Here is an 18,215-nt window from a genome sequence, read left to right on the forward strand (position 1 = left end):
TCGGCAGGGGCGAGGGAGCGAAGCCACACCCATGAGCAGCGCCAAATCGGACCAGTTGCTGGAGATCCTGCGGGACGGCGGTCTCACGACACTGCCGGCACCGGTCCAGCTGGCATCGGGACAGTGGTCGCGGTACTTCATCGACGGCAAGGAAGCGCTCGCAGCGGGGGCAGACCTGCGGCTCGCTGCTGAAGCGATCTGGGAGCGAGTGGCCGAGGCCGGGGTCCGCTTCGACGCGGTCGGTGGCTTGACCCTTGGGGCCGATGCGCTCGCCGCTGCGATCGCGCTGGTGAGCGAGACCAACTGGTTCATCGTGCGCAAGGCACCCAAGGGGCGCGGCACTGACCGTCGCATCGAGGGGGCGCGCATCGGCGACGGCGATCATGTGCTGCTGGTGGACGACGTCGTGACCACCGGCGGGTCGATCCTGCAAGCCTTCGACGTGGTGCAGGCCACCGGCGCCGAAGTGGTCGCTGCGGTGACACTTGCCGACCGTGGCGACGACGCAGCCCGCGAGTTCGCGCAGCGCTCGGTGCCGTACTTCCCGATGGCCACCTATCACGACCTGGGCATTCCCAGAGTCGGCGAGGAACAGGCCGCGGCCACCGCCGGCTGACTCGGCTCGAGACACGGCTCGACGGCCAGAATTGACTCAGGCTGCGTCTGGCCCTATGCAGCAGTGGCCGCTCGCTGCCGGGGCAGAAACCGGCAGTACTGTCGATCGAATGCGGCGGTTGCTGACAGCGGCACTGCTGGCGACAGTGCTCGTCGGGACAGTGCTGGTGCTGCCCACGGCGGCGTCGGCGGCCTCTGGCGACGACGATCAGGGCGCGGTCTTCGTTACTCGATACGGAGGTGCAGATCGGTACGCCACATCGCTGTTGGTGGCCGAGGCGTTTGCGGCCAACGCCGGCATTTCGGTCGATGCCGTGGTGATGGTGTCGGGTCTCAGCTGGGCTGACGCTGTCGTGGCTGCTCCCATCGCAGGTGCGCTGGGAGCGCCGGTGCTGATGACGCCGCCGGGTGAGCTGCGAGATGACGCGGCAGCCTTCGTGCAGCGAGTGGGGGCGTCGAGCGTCATCGTGGTGGGCACCGAAGGTCAGCCCGACACGGTGAGCGACGAGGTCGTGACAGCGCTCCAAGGATTGGGCGTGACCGTCGAGCGGGTCAGCGGTTCGGACCGCTACGCGGCCGCGGCCGCGGCTGCACGCCGCCTGTCCTCCGTTGGCGACATGGGTGGATTGGGGCGCACTGCCATCGTGGCCAGCGGCGAGGTGTTCGCCGACGCCCTCGTGGCAGGCCCGTTCGCTGCCCGCGGGCAGCACCCGGTGCTGTTGAGCCCCAAAGCCGGGCTGCACGCCGAGGTGGCCACCTACCTGACCGAGGCCGAGATCGCCCATGTGGTGCTGATGGGCGGCCCCGCTGCGCTCAGCGAAGCCGTGGAGAGCGCAGTCACCGAGCTTGGAGCATCGGTGACCCGGTTGGCAGGTGCAACCCGCTACGACACCGCGGTACAAACCGCACAGTTGGTGACCGGCCGCTACGACGATGCTGCCGGGCAGCCCTGCTTCGCTACGAGCACGATCGGTGTGGCTCGTGCACGGGTGCCGTTCGATTCGTTCAGTGCTGCGCCGCTGCTGGGCCAGCGGTGCGCCCCGCTGGTGCTCGTTGATCCCGCCGAAGTGCCCGCCGACACAGCGGCATTTCTCGACACGGCGCGCAGCACGCATGCCGCCGTGGGTCTGCGCGTGTTCGGCGGCGAGGCTGCCGTCTCACAAGCCGCCCTCAACACCTTCCTCAGCAACGAAGAGGCCCTCGTCGATGAGCAGGCCGCGCAACCCACGGTGCTGCCTGCAGGAACCTGTGGCGGTTCCATCACCGATGAGCCGCGTCAGCTCGTCACCTCGACCAATGCCGAAGACCCGGCGTGGTCCCCCGACTGCAGCCGGCTCGTCTACACCCAGAACGGCTCGCTGTGGACGATGAACAACGACGGCACCGACCAGCAGCAGCTCCTGCCCGACGTCGGGGCGCATCTCTTTTCCGCTGCTTGGTCGCCCGACGGCACCCAGATCGTCTACGTCCGGGGCTACCAGGGCGTCGACCATTGGGTCGCCCACATCTGGACCGTCAATGCCGACGGAACGGGCCCAACCCAGCTCTCCACCGGAGCCCTCGTGGACGCGTCCCCTCGCTGGTCGCCTGACGGTGAACTCATCGTCTTCGACCGCTTTGACGACAGCGGTAAGCAGGTGACACGGATGACCCGTACGGGCACCGAGGTTGAAGTGCTGACGACCGAAGGGCGGTGGAACTTTGGTCCCGTCTACTCACCCGACGGCACCGAGTTGGCCTACGTCGCGAACAACACCATCGTGGTCATCGACGCCGATGGCACGAATCCTCGCTACATCATCACCCCCGTTTCCAACCACGAAGAGCTGTCGTGGTCGCCCGACGGCAAACGGATTGCGTTCATTCGCAGTCGCGACGGCGTTGCGACGCTCTCGATCGCTGACCTCACAGGGCTCAACGAGGAATCCGTCTTCGAATCTTCGGACCAAGTGCTATCGCCACGCTGGTCACCCGATGGCGATCTGCTCGCCTTCCACACCATCGAAGCTGGCGGCGTCCATCGCGTCTATGTCGCCGGCGCCAGCGGCGATCCGGTCGAAGGTGGCGCCAATCAATGCCGCCCGGGGGGTTTCTCGGGAGTCACCGCTGGGTTCCCATTGCCCAGCTGGGGAGCCCCCACCACGGGAACGCTCCAGATCGCAGTGCTCTATGTGGACTTCGAAGATGCGCCAGCGAATCACACCACCGAAGAAGAAGCCGGGCTCGGATTGCCGTACATGGAGGCATACCTCGAAGCCGTGAGCTACGGCTGGCTCGACATCGAATTCGTACAGCGCCATGGGTGGCTTCGATCAGCCACCGATGTCGACGACTACTTGAGCTACGGAGGTCGGGACTTGACCGGGGTTCCGATCGAGATCATCGGCGATGTGGTGGCGGCTGCAGACCCCGACTTTGACTTTGCCGGGATCGGCGCCGTCATGATCGTGCTGCCGAGCAGCTGGTTCGGAAATGGCTTCGCCAGTGGGCCGATCACCGCAGACGGGGCGTCGATGACTCCGACCGTCATCAACTTCTCGCACCTCGAAGCCGAGCGACCCCCGTTGCAGTGGGGGAACGTCGTCGCACACGAACTCGTGCACAACTTCGGCTTGCTCGACCTGTATCCGGCTGACGGCAGCGCACATGCCCGTGCCGCTGCGCCCAGCGGCCAGGCCTGGGTCGCGGTGGAGTGGGGGCGCATGAACATGTGGTCGTGGTATCTCGCCGCCGAGCACGATCCCCGCCTGGCGCACGATTGGCAGTCCTCCGACGGGGGCCGATCAACCGGCTACGAACGGCACTTGGTCACCGAGGAAATGCTGGCGTGGAGCCGTTGGCAGCTGGGCTGGCTAGGCGAATCGCAGGTGAGTTGCTCCGATGCGCCCGAGACCACGGTGACTCTGGCGCCGATCGCGCAGCCAGGCAACGGCGTTGCGATGGCCGTCGTGCCGCTCAACACCCACGAGATGATCGTGATGGAGAGCCGCCGCAAGCTGGGTTACGACGCCGGCCGGTTCTTCGAATACGCCAATGCGGGTACCAGCACCACGTTCCCCCGGCTCATCACCGAGGGTGTGCTCGTGTACACGGTCGACTCCTGGCTCGGCGGCGGGCAACTGCCGCTCAAGGTTGCGGGCGACGGCGGCAACGGCCAAGTCCTCGACTTCCCGGTCCTCGAAGTCGGCGAGTCGGTGACGCTGCGGGGCTACACCATCACGGTCATCGCCGACGATGGCGACACCCACACCGTGGTCATCACCCGCAATTCCTGACCGCAGCTCGGCCCCCGCGTGATGGCGTCCTGGCGCTGGGCACTACGTTCGGCCACATGCGGCGGGCACTGAGCGGGGCCACGCTCGTCGTCGCGCTCGTGGGGGGAATGCTCGCACTGCCGGGGACGGCCGCTGCCCAGACTGCTGGCGAAGACGGGCAGGCCAGAGCTGCCGTCACTCGCTACGGCGGAGCCGATCGCTATGCCACCTCATTGCTGGTGGCCGAGGCGGTCGCGGCCGATGCTGGCGGATCGCTGAGCCATGTCGTGATGGTGTCGGGCCTGAACTGGCCTGACGCGGTGGTGGCTGCGCCGGTGGCGGGAGCGCTGGGTGCGCCTGTGCTGATGACCCCGCCTGGGGAGCTGCGCGACGATGCGGCGGCGTTCGTGCAGCGCACCGGCGCGTCCGACGTGGTGGTGGTGGGCAGCACCGGTGATGCCCACGCGGTGAGCGAGGCTGTCGTGGCTTCGCTCGCAGACCTGGGGCTGTCGGTCGAGCGCGTCGGGGGAGCTGATCGCTACAGGACTGGGGTGGCGGCTGCGCGCCATCTCTCCTCGGTAGGTGACATTCCGGGATTGGGCCGCACGGCGATCGTGGCAAACGGCTGGGTGTTTGCCGATGCGCTGGTGGCAGGATCGTTCGCTGCTCGCGGACGGCATCCGGTGCTGTTGACGCCTCCGGGTGAACTGAACGCTGACGTGGCTGCTTACCTGTCCGAAGCCGGAATTGAACATGTGGTGCTGATGGGCGGCACCGGTGCGCTGGCCGAATCGGTGGACTGGTCGATCTCTCAGAGCGGCATCGCCGTCACGCGCCTGGCGGGTGCGACCCGCTTCGACACCGCAGTGAAGGCAGCAGATTTCGTTGTCGGCCGCTACGCCAGTGGAACCGAACGGTGCTTCAGCACCGAACGGATCGGCCTGGCCCGGGCGCGTGTGCCGTTCGACTCGTTCAGTGCCGGTCCGCTGTTGGGACGGCTGTGCGCCCCGCTGCTTCTTGCTGATCCCAACGCCATTCCGCTCGACACGGCAGGCTTCTTGGACGCTGCACGAACGGCAACGGCTGCCGCGGGCGCCGACGCGCTGGACCTGCGGGTGTTCGGCGGCGACGCAGCCGTGTCCCAGGCGGCGATCGACGCCTACCTCAGCGGCGAGTCCGCCGTCGAACCCGAGGCCGAGCCCACCGAGTTGCCCGCTGGCACCTGCGGCGGGCAGATCGATGCGGCCCCGGTACAGCTCATTGCCGAGGATTTCCCTGAGAAGCCAGCCTGGTCGCCCGACTGCAGCCAGATTGTCTATGGGGCGGTCTGGCGGCTGTGGATCGCCAACCGCGACGGCAGCGAACCGAGCGAGCTGACCGAACGCGACGACGGCTTTTTCTATGAACCCGCTTGGTCGCCCGATGGCACCCGGATCGCATATGCCCGCCAAGTCCACCAGCAGACCCATTGGGAGTCCCACATCTGGGTGGTCAACCTTGACGGCACCGCCAAGGCGCAGATCACCCGCGGGGACGTCTGGGACGACGACCCGTCGTGGTCGCCTGACGGCACCAAGCTCGTGTTCACTCGCACCAGCGGGACGGGACGCAACGCCGAAGGCCACCGCATCGAGCCCGATCGTTACCTCGTGACGATGAACGCCGACGGCACCGACGAGCGGTTCTTGGCCGTCGGCGGTACATGGGAGCATGCGCCCAGGTGGTCACCCGACGGCAGCCAGATCGCGTATGTCACCAATAACTCCGTCTGGGTCCGCAGCACAGACGGATCCGGCGGCAGGGCCGTAGCTGGGAACGCTTATTCAGATGGCGGTCTGTCGTGGTCGCCCGACGGCACGAAGCTTGCGTTCACCCGCGTCGACGGCACCGACGCGTCCATACGTCTCGTTCAGATCGACACCGCCGGCACCGAAGTGCTGGCCGACGTGCCCGGGCGCGAGAGCTATCCGCAGTGGTCGCCCGACGGCCAGCGCATCCTCTTCTATGTCTCCACCGAAGAGGGCACACGCCAGGTGTGGGTTGCGGGCGCGTCAGGCCGCCAGATCGGCATCGCGCCGGGGCAGTTCGTGGGGCGCGGATCGGCTCCGTCGGTGGGCGGCTGCGGCGGAACCTCCAGCGACGCATTGCGCCAGCTCGGCCCGCTTGGCGGCAACGGCCCGTCATGGTCACCCAACTGCACACACGTGGTGTTCGTCCGGGACAGGTCGCTGTGGCTGATGCGCAACGACGGCACCGACCTGCGCTGGCTCGCTACCTACGACAGCCACATCTCGGGACCGTCGTGGTCGCCCGACGGCACACGGATCGCCTTCTCGCGCCTCCTCTACGAGAACGAGCGGTGGATGTCTCACATCTGGGTGGTGAACGCGGACGGCACCGGCCACACGCAGCTCACACGCGGCGACGTGCAGGACAGCGACCCGTCGTGGTCGCCTGACGGCTCGAAGCTGACGTTCAGCCGCTATTGGGGCAGCGGCCGCGACGAGAACGGTCATCGCACCGACAGCGATCGCTACATCGCCGTCATGGGACTTGACGGCTCGGGCCGGCGAGCGCTGACAGCGGGAGGCTTGTGGGAGAGCTCGCCGGAGTGGTCGCCCGACAGCACCCTCATCGCGTACATCGCCGGACAGAACGTCTGGGTCGTCACGCCCGACGGATCCCATCGACGCGGCATCGCCGGCGGCGTCTCCTTGAGCGGCCTGTCGTGGTCCCCTGACGGCTCTCGCATTGCGGTTGTCCGCAGCGATGACGGTGCAGCTGCCCTCCACCTGATCGAGCTCGCCAGCCTCAGCGACATCAAGATCGAAGGCGTGACTGGGCAACCGTCGAGCCCGCACTGGTCACCCGACGGGCAACGCCTTGCGTTCCAAGCGGTGGACGCCGACCGCCAGACGCACATCTGGGTGGCTGGCGCATCGGGAACCCAAGTCGGCACCGTGATGGGGCAGTTCGTGGGCGGCGGTGCGGCTCCAACCGCCGGCGGGTGCGGTGGAACCTCCAGCGACGGCCCTGTGGAATTGACCGAGATGGCCCACGCTGCCAGCGAGCCCGCATGGTCACCCGACTGCACACATGTTGCGTTCGTCCGGGACCGTTCGCTGTGGCTGATGCGCAATGACGGTTCGGGCCTTCGTCCCCTCACCCGCTTCGATGGCGAGTCTGCCTCGGGACCGTCGTGGTCGCCTGACGGAAGCCGCATCGCATACGCCCGATCGGTCACTTACGACCAGCCGACTAGGTCGCAGTCGCATATCTGGGTGGTCAACACCGACGGGACGCAACGAATGCAGCTCACCCAGGGTGATGTCAGCGACAGCTTTCCGACATGGTCGCCAGACAACGGCCAGATCGCGTTCGAACGCTGGAGACACGACGAAATCGAGGCAGGCGGCCGTTGGGGGGACAGTTACATCATCCTGATGGACGCCGACGGCAGCGATCAAACCGTGCTCACCGAGGGCGCCGTCGGGGCGCGCTTGCCTGCGTGGTCGCCCGACGGCAGCCTCATCGCCTATCTCTCCGCCGGTGCGGTGTGGGTCACCGCACCCGACGACCTCAACCCTCGCGTTGTAGCCGCCGGCGCGCTTGCGGCGGGCGGTCTGTCTTGGTCACCCGATGGCACGCGCATCGCCTATGTGCGAGGCAGTTGGAGCGAGAGTCACGTGGTGGCAGTCGAGGTCGATGGCCCTTCCGAAGACGTCATCGGACATGGGTTGCTCAAGCAGAGGAACCCCAGATGGTCGCCTGACGGCGAGCGAATTGCGTATGACGGAGTCGCCGCTCCCACCGATGCAGACGTTGACAACGCCCGCTACAGCAACATATGGCGCGTGGGCGTATCCGGGGCTGCAGGCACGCCGGTGCCAGACGGCGCTCGCGAGTGCCGACCGCGGGGTCGCTCGGGCGGCACAACAGCGGGATTCCCATTGCCGGATCGGGGGGTTCCCTCGACCGGATTGGTGCGGGTGGCTGTGCTCTTCATGGATTTCTCCGACGCGCAGGCTGAGCACACGACGCAGGAAGAGGCAGAACTCGGTCTGCCGTGGGCCGAGACGTTCCTCGAGACGGCCAGCTACGGAAAGATCGACATTGAGTTCGTACCGTTGCATCGGTGGCTGCGCGCCGAGCAGGACTCGACCGCCTACATAGGGCGCTTGGCGGTCGGGATGGGCCTCTCGAGTCCAACCTCTGCACACGCTGTTGCCTTGGCCGACGACGAGTTCGACTTCTCAACGGTGGATCTGGTTCTCACGGTGTTTCCCAGGAGTCACTTCGGCGGCGGCAACGCAGGTGGTTCTGCCGCCGCCGATGACGTCGAGGTCTCGACGACGAGGGTGAACACCCATCGGCGCGCCGAGTCGGGGTCGCTGACAGCCTGGGGATACGTCGGTGCCCATGAGATGACGCACAACCTGGGCTTGCTCGACATGTACCCCTACGATCCCGAGCGCGGCAAGCCGCCCGAAATCGCTTCCGGCAACGTGTTGGTTTTTGTCAACATCGGATTGATGGGTCTGGCGAGCACCTTCGCCACTGTGCAGAACGATGAGCGCCTGCGACAGATCTGGAAGCACTCCAACGGCAGCACTTCGACGAGTTACGCGAGGCATCTCAGTCTGGGCGAGGTGCTGGCTTGGAGCAGGTGGCAGCTCGGGTGGCTGGGCGACTCGCAGGTGAGTTGCGTCGATGCGCCTGACACGACCGTGCAGCTGGCGCCGATCGCGCAGCCGGGTGACGGTGTAGCGATGGCTGCTGTGCCGCTCACCACCCACGAGATGATCGTGATCGAGAGCCGCCGCAAGTTGGGCAGAGACGCCGGCCAGTTCTTCGAAGTGGCCGACACGGGCGCCAGCACCACGATCCCCCGGCTCATCACCGAGGGTGTGCTCGTGTACGTAGTCGACTCGGCGATCGGCTCGGGCGAGCTGCCGATTCGTGTTGCCGGCGACGATGGCAACCGCCACTTAGACGACTTTCCGGTGCTCGAAGTCGGCGAGTCGGTGACCCTGCGGGGCTACACGGTCACGGTTACCGCCGACGACGGCGACACCCACACCGTGGTCATCACCCGCAACTCCTGACCGCCGTCCCGCCAGGCTGCGGGACAGCGTCCTGTCGCTGGGCACTACGTTCGGCCAGATGCGGCGTGCACTGACCGGAGCGGTGCTGGTCGTCGCAGTCGTGGGGGGCGTGCTTGGGTTGCCGACGTCTGCAGCGGCCCAAACCGCCCAAGAAGAGCAGTTGGCCAAGGTTGCGGTCTCCCGCTACGGCGGCGCGGATCGCTATGCCACCTCATTGCTGGTGGCCGATGCGGTCGCGGCCGATGCGGGCGGCTCGCTGACGCACGTCGTGATGGTGTCGGGCCTGAGCTGGCCTGACGCGGTGGTGGCTGCGCCGGTTGCGGGAGCGTTGGGTGCGCCGGTGCTGATGACCCCACCCGGGGAGCTGCGCGACGATGCGGCGGCGTTCGTGCAGCGCACCGGTGTGACCGACGTGGTGGTGGTCGGCGCCACGGGGGGTGCGCACGCCGTCAGCGACGCGGTGGTGACTTCGCTGGAAGGCCTCGGCATCACGGTGGAGCGTGTGGGCCGCGTGGATCGCTACGCCACAGGTGTGGTTGCGGCGCGGCAGATTGAGTCGGTGGGCGAGATGCCCGGTTTCGGCACTACGGCGATCGTTGCCAACGGTGACGTGTTTGCCGATGCTCTGGTGGCGGGTGCGTTCGCAGCACGGGGGCCGCATCCGGTGTTGCTGACCCCGCGTGACGAACTGCATGCCGGAGTGGCCCGGTACCTGTCCGAGGCGGGGATCTCCCATGTGGTGCTGATGGGCGGCACCGCTGCGCTGGCCGAAGCGGTGGACTGGTCGATCTCGGACCTTGGCATTTCCGTCACGCGCCTGGCGGGTGCAACCCGCTTCGACACCGCGGTGAAGGCTGCGGAATTTGTGGAAGGCCTCTACGCCCAAGGATCCGAGCGGTGCTTCACCACTGAACGCATCGGGTTGGCCCGAGCGCGCGTGCCATTCGACTCGTTCAGTGCCGGCCCGCTGCTGGGACGGCTGTGCGCCCCGCTGCTGCTTGCCAGCCCCCACGCCATTCCGCTGGACACAGCGGGCTTTCTTGACGCTGCACGGACGACGACGGCCGCCGCGGGCGTCGACACGCTGGACCTGCGGGTGTTCGGCGGCGACGCAGCCGTGTCCCAGACAGCAATCGACGCCTACCTCGACGGCGAGCCCACCGTCGAACCCGCCGACGAGCCCGCCGGACTGCCCGCAGGCACCTGCGGGGGAGCGATCGATGCCGCGCCGGTGCAGCTCGTCACCGAGAACGACCCCGAAGAACCTGCCTGGTCGCCCGACTGCAGCCAGATCGTCTACGGAGCCCGTTCACGCCTGTGGATCGCTGGCAACGACGGAAGCGAACCGAGCGAACTGACTCAACGCGACGGCGGCTATTCCCATGAACCGTTCTGGTCACCCGACGGAACTCGAATTGCCTATGCACGCGAGGTCTACCAGGGTGAACACTGGGAGTCACACATCTGGGTGGTGAACGCCGACGGATCCGGCAAGACTCAAGTCACCCGTGGGGACGTCTGGGACGGCGACCCGTCGTGGTCGCCCGACAGCACCGAGATCGTGTTCAGCCGCATCAGCGGGACGGGACGCGATGCGCAAGGCGATCGCATCAGCAGCGACCGCTACATCGTGGCCATGAACGCCAACGGCACGAACAAGCGGTTCCTGACAGTCGGCGGCGCATGGGACCACGCCCCCACGTGGTCGCCCGACGGCAGCCAGATCGGTTACATCGCCTACGACTCGGTCTGGGTGCACAACACGAACGGATCCGGCGGCAGAGCCATAGCGGGCAACGCCTACTGGGACGGCGGCCTGTCGTGGTCGCCGGACGGTTCGAAGATTGCGTTCACTCGCCGTGACGGGGAGGATGCGTCCATCCGGCTGGTTCAAGTCGACACCGCCAGCGAAGAAGTGCTTGCCGACGTTCCCGGGCGGGAAAGCCATCCGCGGTGGTCGCCCGACGGGCACCGGATCCTGTTCTTCGTCGCGACTGAGGATGGCACGCGCGAGGCATGGGCAGCAGGCGCGTCGGGCCGTCAGGTTGGCATCGCGCCGGGACAGTTCGTAGGGCGCGGCTCGGCTCCGTCACCGGGCGGTTGCGGCGGTAGCGCCAGCGACGCATCGCAGCAACTCGGCTCGCTGGGCGGCAGCAGCCCGTCCTGGTCGCCGAACTGCACCCACGTCGTGTTCGCTCATGACCGATCGCTGTGGCTGATGCGCAACGACGGCACCGATCTGCGGCGTCTCACTCGCTATGACGCCCGTACGTCGTACGCGCCGTCGTGGTCGCCTGATGGCACACGCATCGCCTATGCGCGGACGGACTACCTGGACGACAGGTGGGTGTCGCACATCTGGCTGGTGAACTCCGACGGCACCGGTCACACGCAGCTCACTGGTGGCGACGTGTGGGACGACGAGCCGTCGTGGTCGCCCGATGGCGCAAAGCTGACCTTCAGCCGGTACTGGGGCAGCGGCCGCAGCGATGCCGGTCATCGCACTGACAGCGATCGCTACATCGCTGTCATTGGGGCTGACGGCTCGGGTCGACGTGCGCTCACCGCCGGCGACGCGTGGGACAGCGCCCCGGTGTGGTCGCCCGATGGCACCAAGGTCGGGTATCTCGCGAGCGACGGCTTTGCGTCTGTCGTTGCGCCTGACGGTTCCGACAACCGCAGGGTCGCTGGCGGCGTGCATCCCGACGGAGGCCTTGCCTGGTCGCCCGACGGCACCCGTCTCGCATTCGCCCGCCGCAGCACCGTTGAGGGTGACACAGACCGAACCGGTTCGGTGGTGGTGGTCAGGCTCGACGATCCCACCGAGGCGGTGCTGGTCGACGAAGCTGACCGAGGCATCCTTCCTCGCTGGTCACCGGACGGGGAGCGCGTCGCCTACACCCGGGTCGGAGCCGACAACGAGCGATCCATCTACGTCACCGGGGCAAATGGCACGGCGACGGTCTCGAGTGCTGCGCAGTGCCGCCCCTTGGGTCTCAGCGGAACGACGGCAGGATTCCCGTTGCCCGGTTTGGTGCCGACAGCCGGGGCTGTGCGCGTCGCCGTGCTGTTCATGGATTTCGCCGACGCGCCGGCCGAGCACACCACGCAAGAAGAAGCCGAACTCGGGCTGTCTCGGGCCGAGACCTACCTCGAGGCGGTCGGCTACGGGAAGATCGACATCGAGTTCGTGCCATTGCATCGGTGGCTGCGTGCAGCGGAGGACTCGGAGGTGTACATCGGACCCACCCCATTCGGGCCCGCGCTCGTGGGCACAGCGTCCGCGCACGCTGTTGCCCTGGCCGACGCCGAGTTCGACTTCTCGACGGTGGACCTGGTACTGACTGTGTTCCCCGGCACTCACTTCGGCGGCGGCAATGCACTCGGTTCTGTCACTGCTGACGAAGTCGAGGTGACAACGACCAGGGTGAACACCAAGCCGTTGGACGAGCCCGGCGAGCTGCAGGACTGGGGCTATGTGGGCGCCCACGAGATTGCTCACAACTTGGGCTTGCTTGATATGTACCCCTACGACGACGAGGTTCACGAACTGCCCGAAATCGATTCCGACAACGTGTGGGTGTTTGTCGACGTGGGGTTGATGGGCTTGCAGAGCCACTTCATGACCGAGCTGGAGGACGAGCGGCTGAGGCACACCTGGAGAATCCCCGACGGCACTGAGGGGTCCAGCTTCGCGACATCCCTGCGTTCGAGGGAGATGCTGGCGTGGAGCCGGTGGCAGCTGGGATGGCTCGCGGACTCCCAAGTGAGTTGCATCACCGAGGACATCGCAACGGTCCGCTTGGGGCCTGTCGCTGCGCCACGAGACTGGTCGGCGATGGCGGCGGTGCCGCTGAACGGCCACGAGATGATCGTGGTGGAGAGCCGCCGGCAGCTCGGCTACGACGCTCCCCGGAGCTTCACGGCGCCCGACGGCGCAAGTACCGAATTCCCGACGCTCATCACGGCCGGGGTGCTGGTGTACACGGTCGACACGCTGCTCGACACGGGAACCTTGCCGATCAAATTCGTTGGCGACAGCGGCAACGGCCAGATCGAAGACTTCCCGGTGCTGACCAAGGGCGATTCAGTGACGCTGCGGGGCTACACAATCAGCGTCACCGGGGACGACGATGACACGCACACGGTCTCCATCACCCGTAACAGCTAGCAGGCTGGCTTCGCACTTACTTGCCGGATCTTGTTGGCGAAGATGTGGCAGGCAACAGCCTCAGCACGGTCCTGGCGTAGGATCGGCGCGGCACTAGGTGCAGCTTCGAGCTGGGAGTGGCGATGATGCGCATGCGGCCGGCGTCGGGTTGCCGCGTCGTATCGCTGCGACGGGCTGCGACCGGGTTGTGTGTCGCGGTGCTGGTGGCGAGTGTGTTCGTGCCGGCTCATCCGGCGTCGGCGCAGTCGAGCAGCTCGGGTGATGTGGTGGTGATTGCGAATGGGTGGTCGGCGCCTGATGCGGGTGCTGCTGCGCCGCTCGCTGGTCGCCTTGATGGCGTGATGCTGTATGCCTCGACAGAGTCGCTGGGTTCGGCGACGGTGAATGCTCTGGGCAGGCTGGCGCCGTCGCGGGTGGTTCTGGTAGGTGGTGCTGCGGCGTTGTCCGCTGATGTGGAGGCTGAGGTCCGCCGGCTGGTGCCCGATGCGACGGTGGAGCGTCTCAGCGGCGCTGATCGATACGACACCGCGGCGCGTGCTGCGTCGGTTGAGCCGGCGGTTCCGCAGAACCGTCCGGTCATTTTGGCCAACGGCTGGTCGCCGTCCGATGTTGGCACCGCGGCGCCGTTGGCGGCGAGGCTTGGCGGCAGTGTCCTGTACGCAGCCAAGAATGTGCTGGGGCGCCCGGCTGCCGCGGCGCTTGAGCAGTTCGCGCCATCCCAGGTGATCCTGGTCGGAGGGACCGCGGCGCTGTCGGGCGACATCGACACGGAGCTGTCCGAGCTGCTGCCCGATGTTCCCACGCAGCGGTTCGCGGGCACGGACCGTATCGACTCCGCGGCGCGGGCTGCGTTGTACGGGAACGCTCCCACCGGACGGCCTGTGGTGATCGCGGATGGCTGGTCGACGCCCGACGTCGGCGTGGCGGCGCCGCTGGCGGCTGCGCTGGGCGGCAGCGTGCTGTTCTCGTCCGAGGGCGCGCACGAATCGCTCTCGCATGCGTTGGATCAGCTCGTTCCTTCCGAGGTGGTGCTGGTCGGAAACTCCGTGCTTACCGATGGGCTCGCCGAGGACCTCAGCCGCCTCCCGCTGGACACGCCGCGGACCCATATCACCGGCGCTGACCGGATCGAGATCGCCGCCGAGGCCGCCCTGCTCGCCCACAGCCGCGTACTCGTAAGCCGCTACGACCCCCCAAGCGACCCAGTCGAGGATCGCCCCAGCCTGAGGAACATAGGTCGCACAACATATGACGACGAAGGAAACAGAGTCGGTCCGCTTCAGATCAACGGCCAGCCGTTCGACCGCTCGGCGTTTGCCGGACGCGATGTGCTGCTGTGGCTGTGGTCACCGTTCTGAGGCCTTTGCCTTCGTCAGAGGCCTGTGGTCGCAGCGCTCAAGAAACAGCACGGAGACAATCTGGCCATCATCGGTGCCCCGTTCCTCAGCAGCGGTGTCGATCACGACGACCTCTTGGGCTTCAGCCGACGGGTCGAAGACACCCCCCACCTTCTGGGAGCGAGCGGCCCATTCTTCACCCACCCAAGGGGGGGCACCTCCGTCTACTCAGGATCGTTGGTTCTTGTCCGCGCTGACGGGACTGTGACAGTACCCGTGACGACAGCGGTGCCGATCTTCATGATCCTTGATGCCCTCAGCACTGGGCGCCCGACCCGAACCGTCGCCCTGGCGGCAGGGAGAAATCATGCTTGCGCCCTCAAGCCCGGCGGCACCGTCGAGTGCTGGGGGGAAACCGGGAGCGATGTACTGGACGGGCCTGAGGGCACATTCACCACCGTGATCTCGCCCGCATGTTCCGGCGGGGGGTACTGGCGCGAGTGCATGAGCATGAGCCAGTCGGGACCGCTCGGAACTGACGGCACGTTCACAGCGATCTCGGCCGGCAACGAATTTTCCTGCGGTATCAGGGCCGATAGAACCGTCGTTTGTTGGGGCAGCAATGGCTCGGGTCAATCGGATGCGCCCGAGGGCACGTTCACGACAATTTCGTCTGGCCATGAGCATTCGTGTGGTGTCAAGTCCGGCGGGTCCGTCGCCTGCTGGGGCAGCAATGGCGAGGGCCGATCGGATGCGCCCGAGGGCACGTTCACGACAATTTCGTCTGGCCATGAGCATTCGTGTGGTGTCAAGTCCGGCGGGTCCGTCGTTTGTTGGGGCAGCAATGGCTCGGGTCAATCGGATGCGCCCGAGGGCACCTTCACAACGATCTCGTCTGGCTACAAGCACTCGTGCGGCATCAAGACCGACCGAACCGTCGCCTGCTGGGGCGACAACGAAACAGGTCAATCGGACCCGCCCGAGGGCACGTTTACGATCATTTCGTCTGGCTACAAGCACTCGTGCGGCATCAAGACCGACCGAACCGTCGCCTGCTGGGGCAACCGCAGCTATCAGCCGGTGAAGCGGATTCCGCCGGGCCAGTTCACGCACGTTGCGGTGCCAACGTATTTCGGGCATTCGTATTCGATCAGCGCTGACGGAGTCGTGGAATACGTCGTGTGGTGGTGATGAACGGCCGCGGCGCTTCGCCTCGCTGTGCCAGGTCGTTGCGGCGGGTGGTGGCTGGGTTGTGCATCGCGGTGCTGGTGGCAGCCGGGTTGTCGCCGGTTCGTGCTGTGTCGGCGCAGTCGAGCGGTTCTGGTGTGGTGGTGATCGCGAATGGGTGGTCGGCTCCTGATGCGGGTGCTGCTGCGCCGCTCGCTGGTCGCCTTGATGGCGTGATGCTGTATGGGTCGACGGAGTCGCTGGGTGCTGCGACGGTGAATGCTCTGGGCAGGCTGGCGCCGTCGCGGATTGTCTTGGTGGGTGGTGCTGCGGCGTTGTCCGCTGATGTGGAGGCCGCGGTCAAGAGCCACCTGCCCGATGCGACAGTGGAGCGGCTCAGCGGCGCTGATCGGATTGATACTGCTGCGCGTGCTGCGGCGCTGGCCCCTGCGGTGCCGCAGAACCGACCAGTCATATTGGCCAATGGCTGGTCGCCGTCGGATGTGGGCACCGCCGCGCCGCTGGCGGCGAGGCTCGGCGGCAGCGTCCTGTACTCAGCGACGAACACGGTCGGCGCGGCGACGATCGCAGCCCTTGAGCGGCTCGTTCCGTCTCAGGTCATCATCGTCGGAGGCGAAGGGGCGCTGTCGGGCGACATCGACACGGAGCTGTCGGAGCTGCTGCCCGACGTTCCCACGCAGCGGTTCGCTGGCGCCGACCGCATAGACACCGCAGTCCGGGCTGCGTTGTACGGGAACGCTCCCACCGGGCGGCCTGTGGTGATCGCTGATGGCTGGTCGACGCCAGACGTCGGCGTGGCCGCGCCGCTTGCGGCTGCGCTGGGCGGAAGCGTGCTGTTCTCTTCCGCCGACGCGCACGAAGCGCGCTCGCATGCGCTGGATCAGCTCGTTCCTTCCGAGGTGGTGCTGGTGGGCAACTCCGTGCTCACCGATGGGCTCGCTGAGGACTTGGGCCGGCTCCCGCTGGACACCCCCCAGACCCGCATTACCGGTGCCGACCGGATCGAGATCGCCTCCGAGGCCGCCCTGCTCGCACACGGCCGCATACTGCTCAGCCGCTACGACACCCAGAGCGATCCGGCGGAGGATCGCTCGAAGGTGCGACGGCTCGCCGCCACGCAGATCAACGGTGAACTGCTCGACATTTCGGCGTTCGCAGGCCGCGACGTGCTGGTGTGGTTCTGGTCGCCGTTCTGAGGCGGCTGCCAGAAGCACGCGCCTGCGGTCGCAGCGCTCAAGTCACAGCACGGAGACAACCTGGCCATCGTCGGCGTCACCGGCTACTTCGACCACGCCGATCTCACAGGATTCATCAGCGAGCATGGCCTCGAACAAATCCCCCACATCATCAACCCTGGGGGCCTCCTGCCCCTGTTCTTCGAGAGCTGGGGTCGGTACGGCTGGGATACGTGGGCACTGATCCGCGCCGACGGGACTGTGGCACCAAGTCTCCCCGGGTCGCCTGTACCAGAGCTCCTGGTTGCTGACGCTCTCAGCACGGGGCACCCGACCCGAACCGTCGCCATCTCAGGCGGGCAGAGTCACGCATGTGCACTCAAATCCGGCGGCGTACTCACGTGCTGGGGGAACAACCGGTACGGACAGCTGGACGGGCCTGACGGCACGTTCACCACAATTTCGACGACGTGTTGGACTCCTCCTGGGGCTAGTAGCCCTGAATGCTGGGGGATCAGCGAATCTGGAAAACTCGGTCCTCAGGGCACGTTCACGGCGATCTCGACGGGTCAGTACCACTCCTGCGGGATCAAGACCGATGGGACGGTCGCCTGTTGGGGCCGCAACTATCAAGGCCAGTCCGACGCACCCGACGGCACGTTCACGGCGATCTCGACGGGTCAGTACCACTCCTGCGGGATCAAGACCGATGGGACGGTCGCCTGCTGGGGCAGCAACTTTCAGGGCCGGTCGGACGCGCCGGATGGCACGTTCAGGGCGATCTCGGCCGGCAGAGACCTCTCCTGCGGGATCAAGACCGATGGGACGGTCGCTTGCTGGGGCAGCAATCAGCACCGCTCGTGCCAGCAGGGGGCCGACGGATGGGAGTGCACTGACGTCCGATCGAATCAGTTGGATGCGCCCGAGGGCACGTTCACAGCGCTTTCGGTCGGGGGGCCGAGTTACGCCGGTCACGCCCAATCGTGCGGGATCAAGACTGACGGAACCGTCGCCTGTTGGGGCAACAACGATTGGGGCCAGTCCGACGCGCCGGGGGGCACGTTCACAGCGGTCTCGGCTGGCAATGCTCATACGTGCGGTATCAAGAGCAACGGAACCATCGCCTGCTGGGGTGCAAAATTCACGTATCCGGCGCAGGGCCGGTTCACGCACATTGCACAATCGCTGTACTGGATTCACTCGTACGCGATCAACGCTGACGGGGGTGTGGAATACGTGGGATTGCTCTGGTGACAGCCGCTAGTGCGCGACCAATGCCTCGGCTGAGGCGCTCAGCCTTGGTCGCTGCGGGCATCTTGGCTTGTGGCTCTGTCCTCCTGAGCTGCGGCAGTAGTGACGGGCGAGAGCCC

Annotated in this window: 9 protein-coding genes; 8 read left to right on the plus strand and 1 reads right to left on the minus strand. The window is 66.7% G+C overall.

The annotated features are described in order from the left end of the window. Positions 1-31 precede the first annotated feature (31 nt). The 5 genes from pyrE to ACOCMM_RS02135 all read left to right on the plus strand — a co-directional run bounded on the left by pyrE (position 32) and on the right by ACOCMM_RS02135 (position 14,503). Positions 32-616 (plus strand): orotate phosphoribosyltransferase, encoded by a 585-nt coding sequence (pyrE, locus tag ACOCMM_RS02115; protein WP_419551551.1) that lies wholly within the window; start codon positions 32-34, stop codon positions 614-616. Between the two features lie 109 nt (positions 617-725). Continuing rightward, positions 726-3,890, plus strand: coding sequence for a cell wall-binding repeat-containing protein (locus ACOCMM_RS02120; protein WP_419551552.1), 3,165 nt, complete (start codon positions 726-728; stop codon positions 3,888-3,890). Between the two features lie 56 nt (positions 3,891-3,946). Beyond that, positions 3,947-8,974 carry a cell wall-binding repeat-containing protein gene (locus ACOCMM_RS02125; RefSeq protein WP_419551553.1) on the plus strand — a complete coding sequence of 1,676 codons (5,028 nt, stop codon included), beginning with the start codon at positions 3,947-3,949 and terminating at the stop codon, positions 8,972-8,974. A gap of 58 nt (positions 8,975-9,032) precedes the next feature. Further along, positions 9,033-13,145 carry a cell wall-binding repeat-containing protein gene (locus tag ACOCMM_RS02130; protein WP_419551554.1) on the plus strand — a complete coding sequence of 1,371 codons (4,113 nt, stop codon included), beginning with the start codon at positions 9,033-9,035 and terminating at the stop codon, positions 13,143-13,145. Positions 13,146-13,267: 122 nt separating this feature from the next. Then, on the plus strand, positions 13,268-14,503 hold the full coding sequence (locus ACOCMM_RS02135; protein ID WP_419551555.1) for a cell wall-binding repeat-containing protein: 1,236 nt from the start codon (positions 13,268-13,270) through the stop codon (positions 14,501-14,503). On the opposite strand, the gene ACOCMM_RS02140 is transcribed toward ACOCMM_RS02135, so the two are convergent. Continuing rightward, positions 14,492-14,686: a hypothetical protein gene (locus ACOCMM_RS02140; protein ID WP_419551556.1), complete on the minus strand. Its 195-nt coding sequence runs from the start codon at positions 14,684-14,686 to the stop codon at positions 14,492-14,494. The genes ACOCMM_RS02135 and ACOCMM_RS02140 overlap by 12 nt on opposite strands. Before the next feature lie 60 nt (positions 14,687-14,746). Here ACOCMM_RS02140 and ACOCMM_RS02145 point away from each other — a divergent pair, with 60 nt between their 5' ends. The 3 genes from ACOCMM_RS02145 to ACOCMM_RS02155 all read left to right on the plus strand — a co-directional run bounded on the left by ACOCMM_RS02145 (position 14,747) and on the right by ACOCMM_RS02155 (position 18,099). After that, complete coding sequence (locus tag ACOCMM_RS02145) at positions 14,747-15,673, plus strand: RCC1 domain-containing protein (protein ID WP_419551557.1); 927 nt, start codon at positions 14,747-14,749, stop codon at positions 15,671-15,673. Continuing rightward, positions 15,673-16,866: a cell wall-binding repeat-containing protein gene (locus ACOCMM_RS02150; RefSeq protein WP_419551558.1), complete on the plus strand. Its 1,194-nt coding sequence runs from the start codon at positions 15,673-15,675 to the stop codon at positions 16,864-16,866. Before ACOCMM_RS02145 ends, ACOCMM_RS02150 begins: the two co-directional genes overlap by 1 nt. A 240-nt stretch (positions 16,867-17,106) precedes the next feature. Continuing rightward, positions 17,107-18,099: an RCC1 domain-containing protein gene (locus ACOCMM_RS02155; RefSeq protein ID WP_419551559.1), complete on the plus strand. Its 993-nt coding sequence runs from the start codon at positions 17,107-17,109 to the stop codon at positions 18,097-18,099. Positions 18,100-18,215 lie beyond the last annotated feature (116 nt).

Origin of the sequence: Candidatus Poriferisodalis sp. (genome assembly GCF_965198245.1) — a bacterium.
Lineage (GTDB): Bacteria > Actinomycetota > Acidimicrobiia > Acidimicrobiales > Poriferisodalaceae > Poriferisodalis.

Excerpts from the sequence above, each read along its gene's own strand:
- pyrE (WP_419551551.1), top strand. The coding sequence starts at position 32 with ATGAGCAGCGCCAAATCGGACCAGTTGCTGGAGATCCTGCGGGACGGC.
- ACOCMM_RS02120 (WP_419551552.1), top strand. The coding sequence starts at position 726 with ATGCGGCGGTTGCTGACAGCGGCACTGCTGGCGACAGTGCTCGTCGGG.
- ACOCMM_RS02125 (WP_419551553.1), top strand. The coding sequence starts at position 3,947 with ATGCGGCGGGCACTGAGCGGGGCCACGCTCGTCGTCGCGCTCGTGGGG.
- ACOCMM_RS02130 (WP_419551554.1), top strand. The coding sequence starts at position 9,033 with ATGCGGCGTGCACTGACCGGAGCGGTGCTGGTCGTCGCAGTCGTGGGG.
- ACOCMM_RS02135 (WP_419551555.1), top strand. The coding sequence starts at position 13,268 with ATGATGCGCATGCGGCCGGCGTCGGGTTGCCGCGTCGTATCGCTGCGA.
- ACOCMM_RS02150 (WP_419551558.1), top strand. The coding sequence starts at position 15,673 with ATGAACGGCCGCGGCGCTTCGCCTCGCTGTGCCAGGTCGTTGCGGCGG.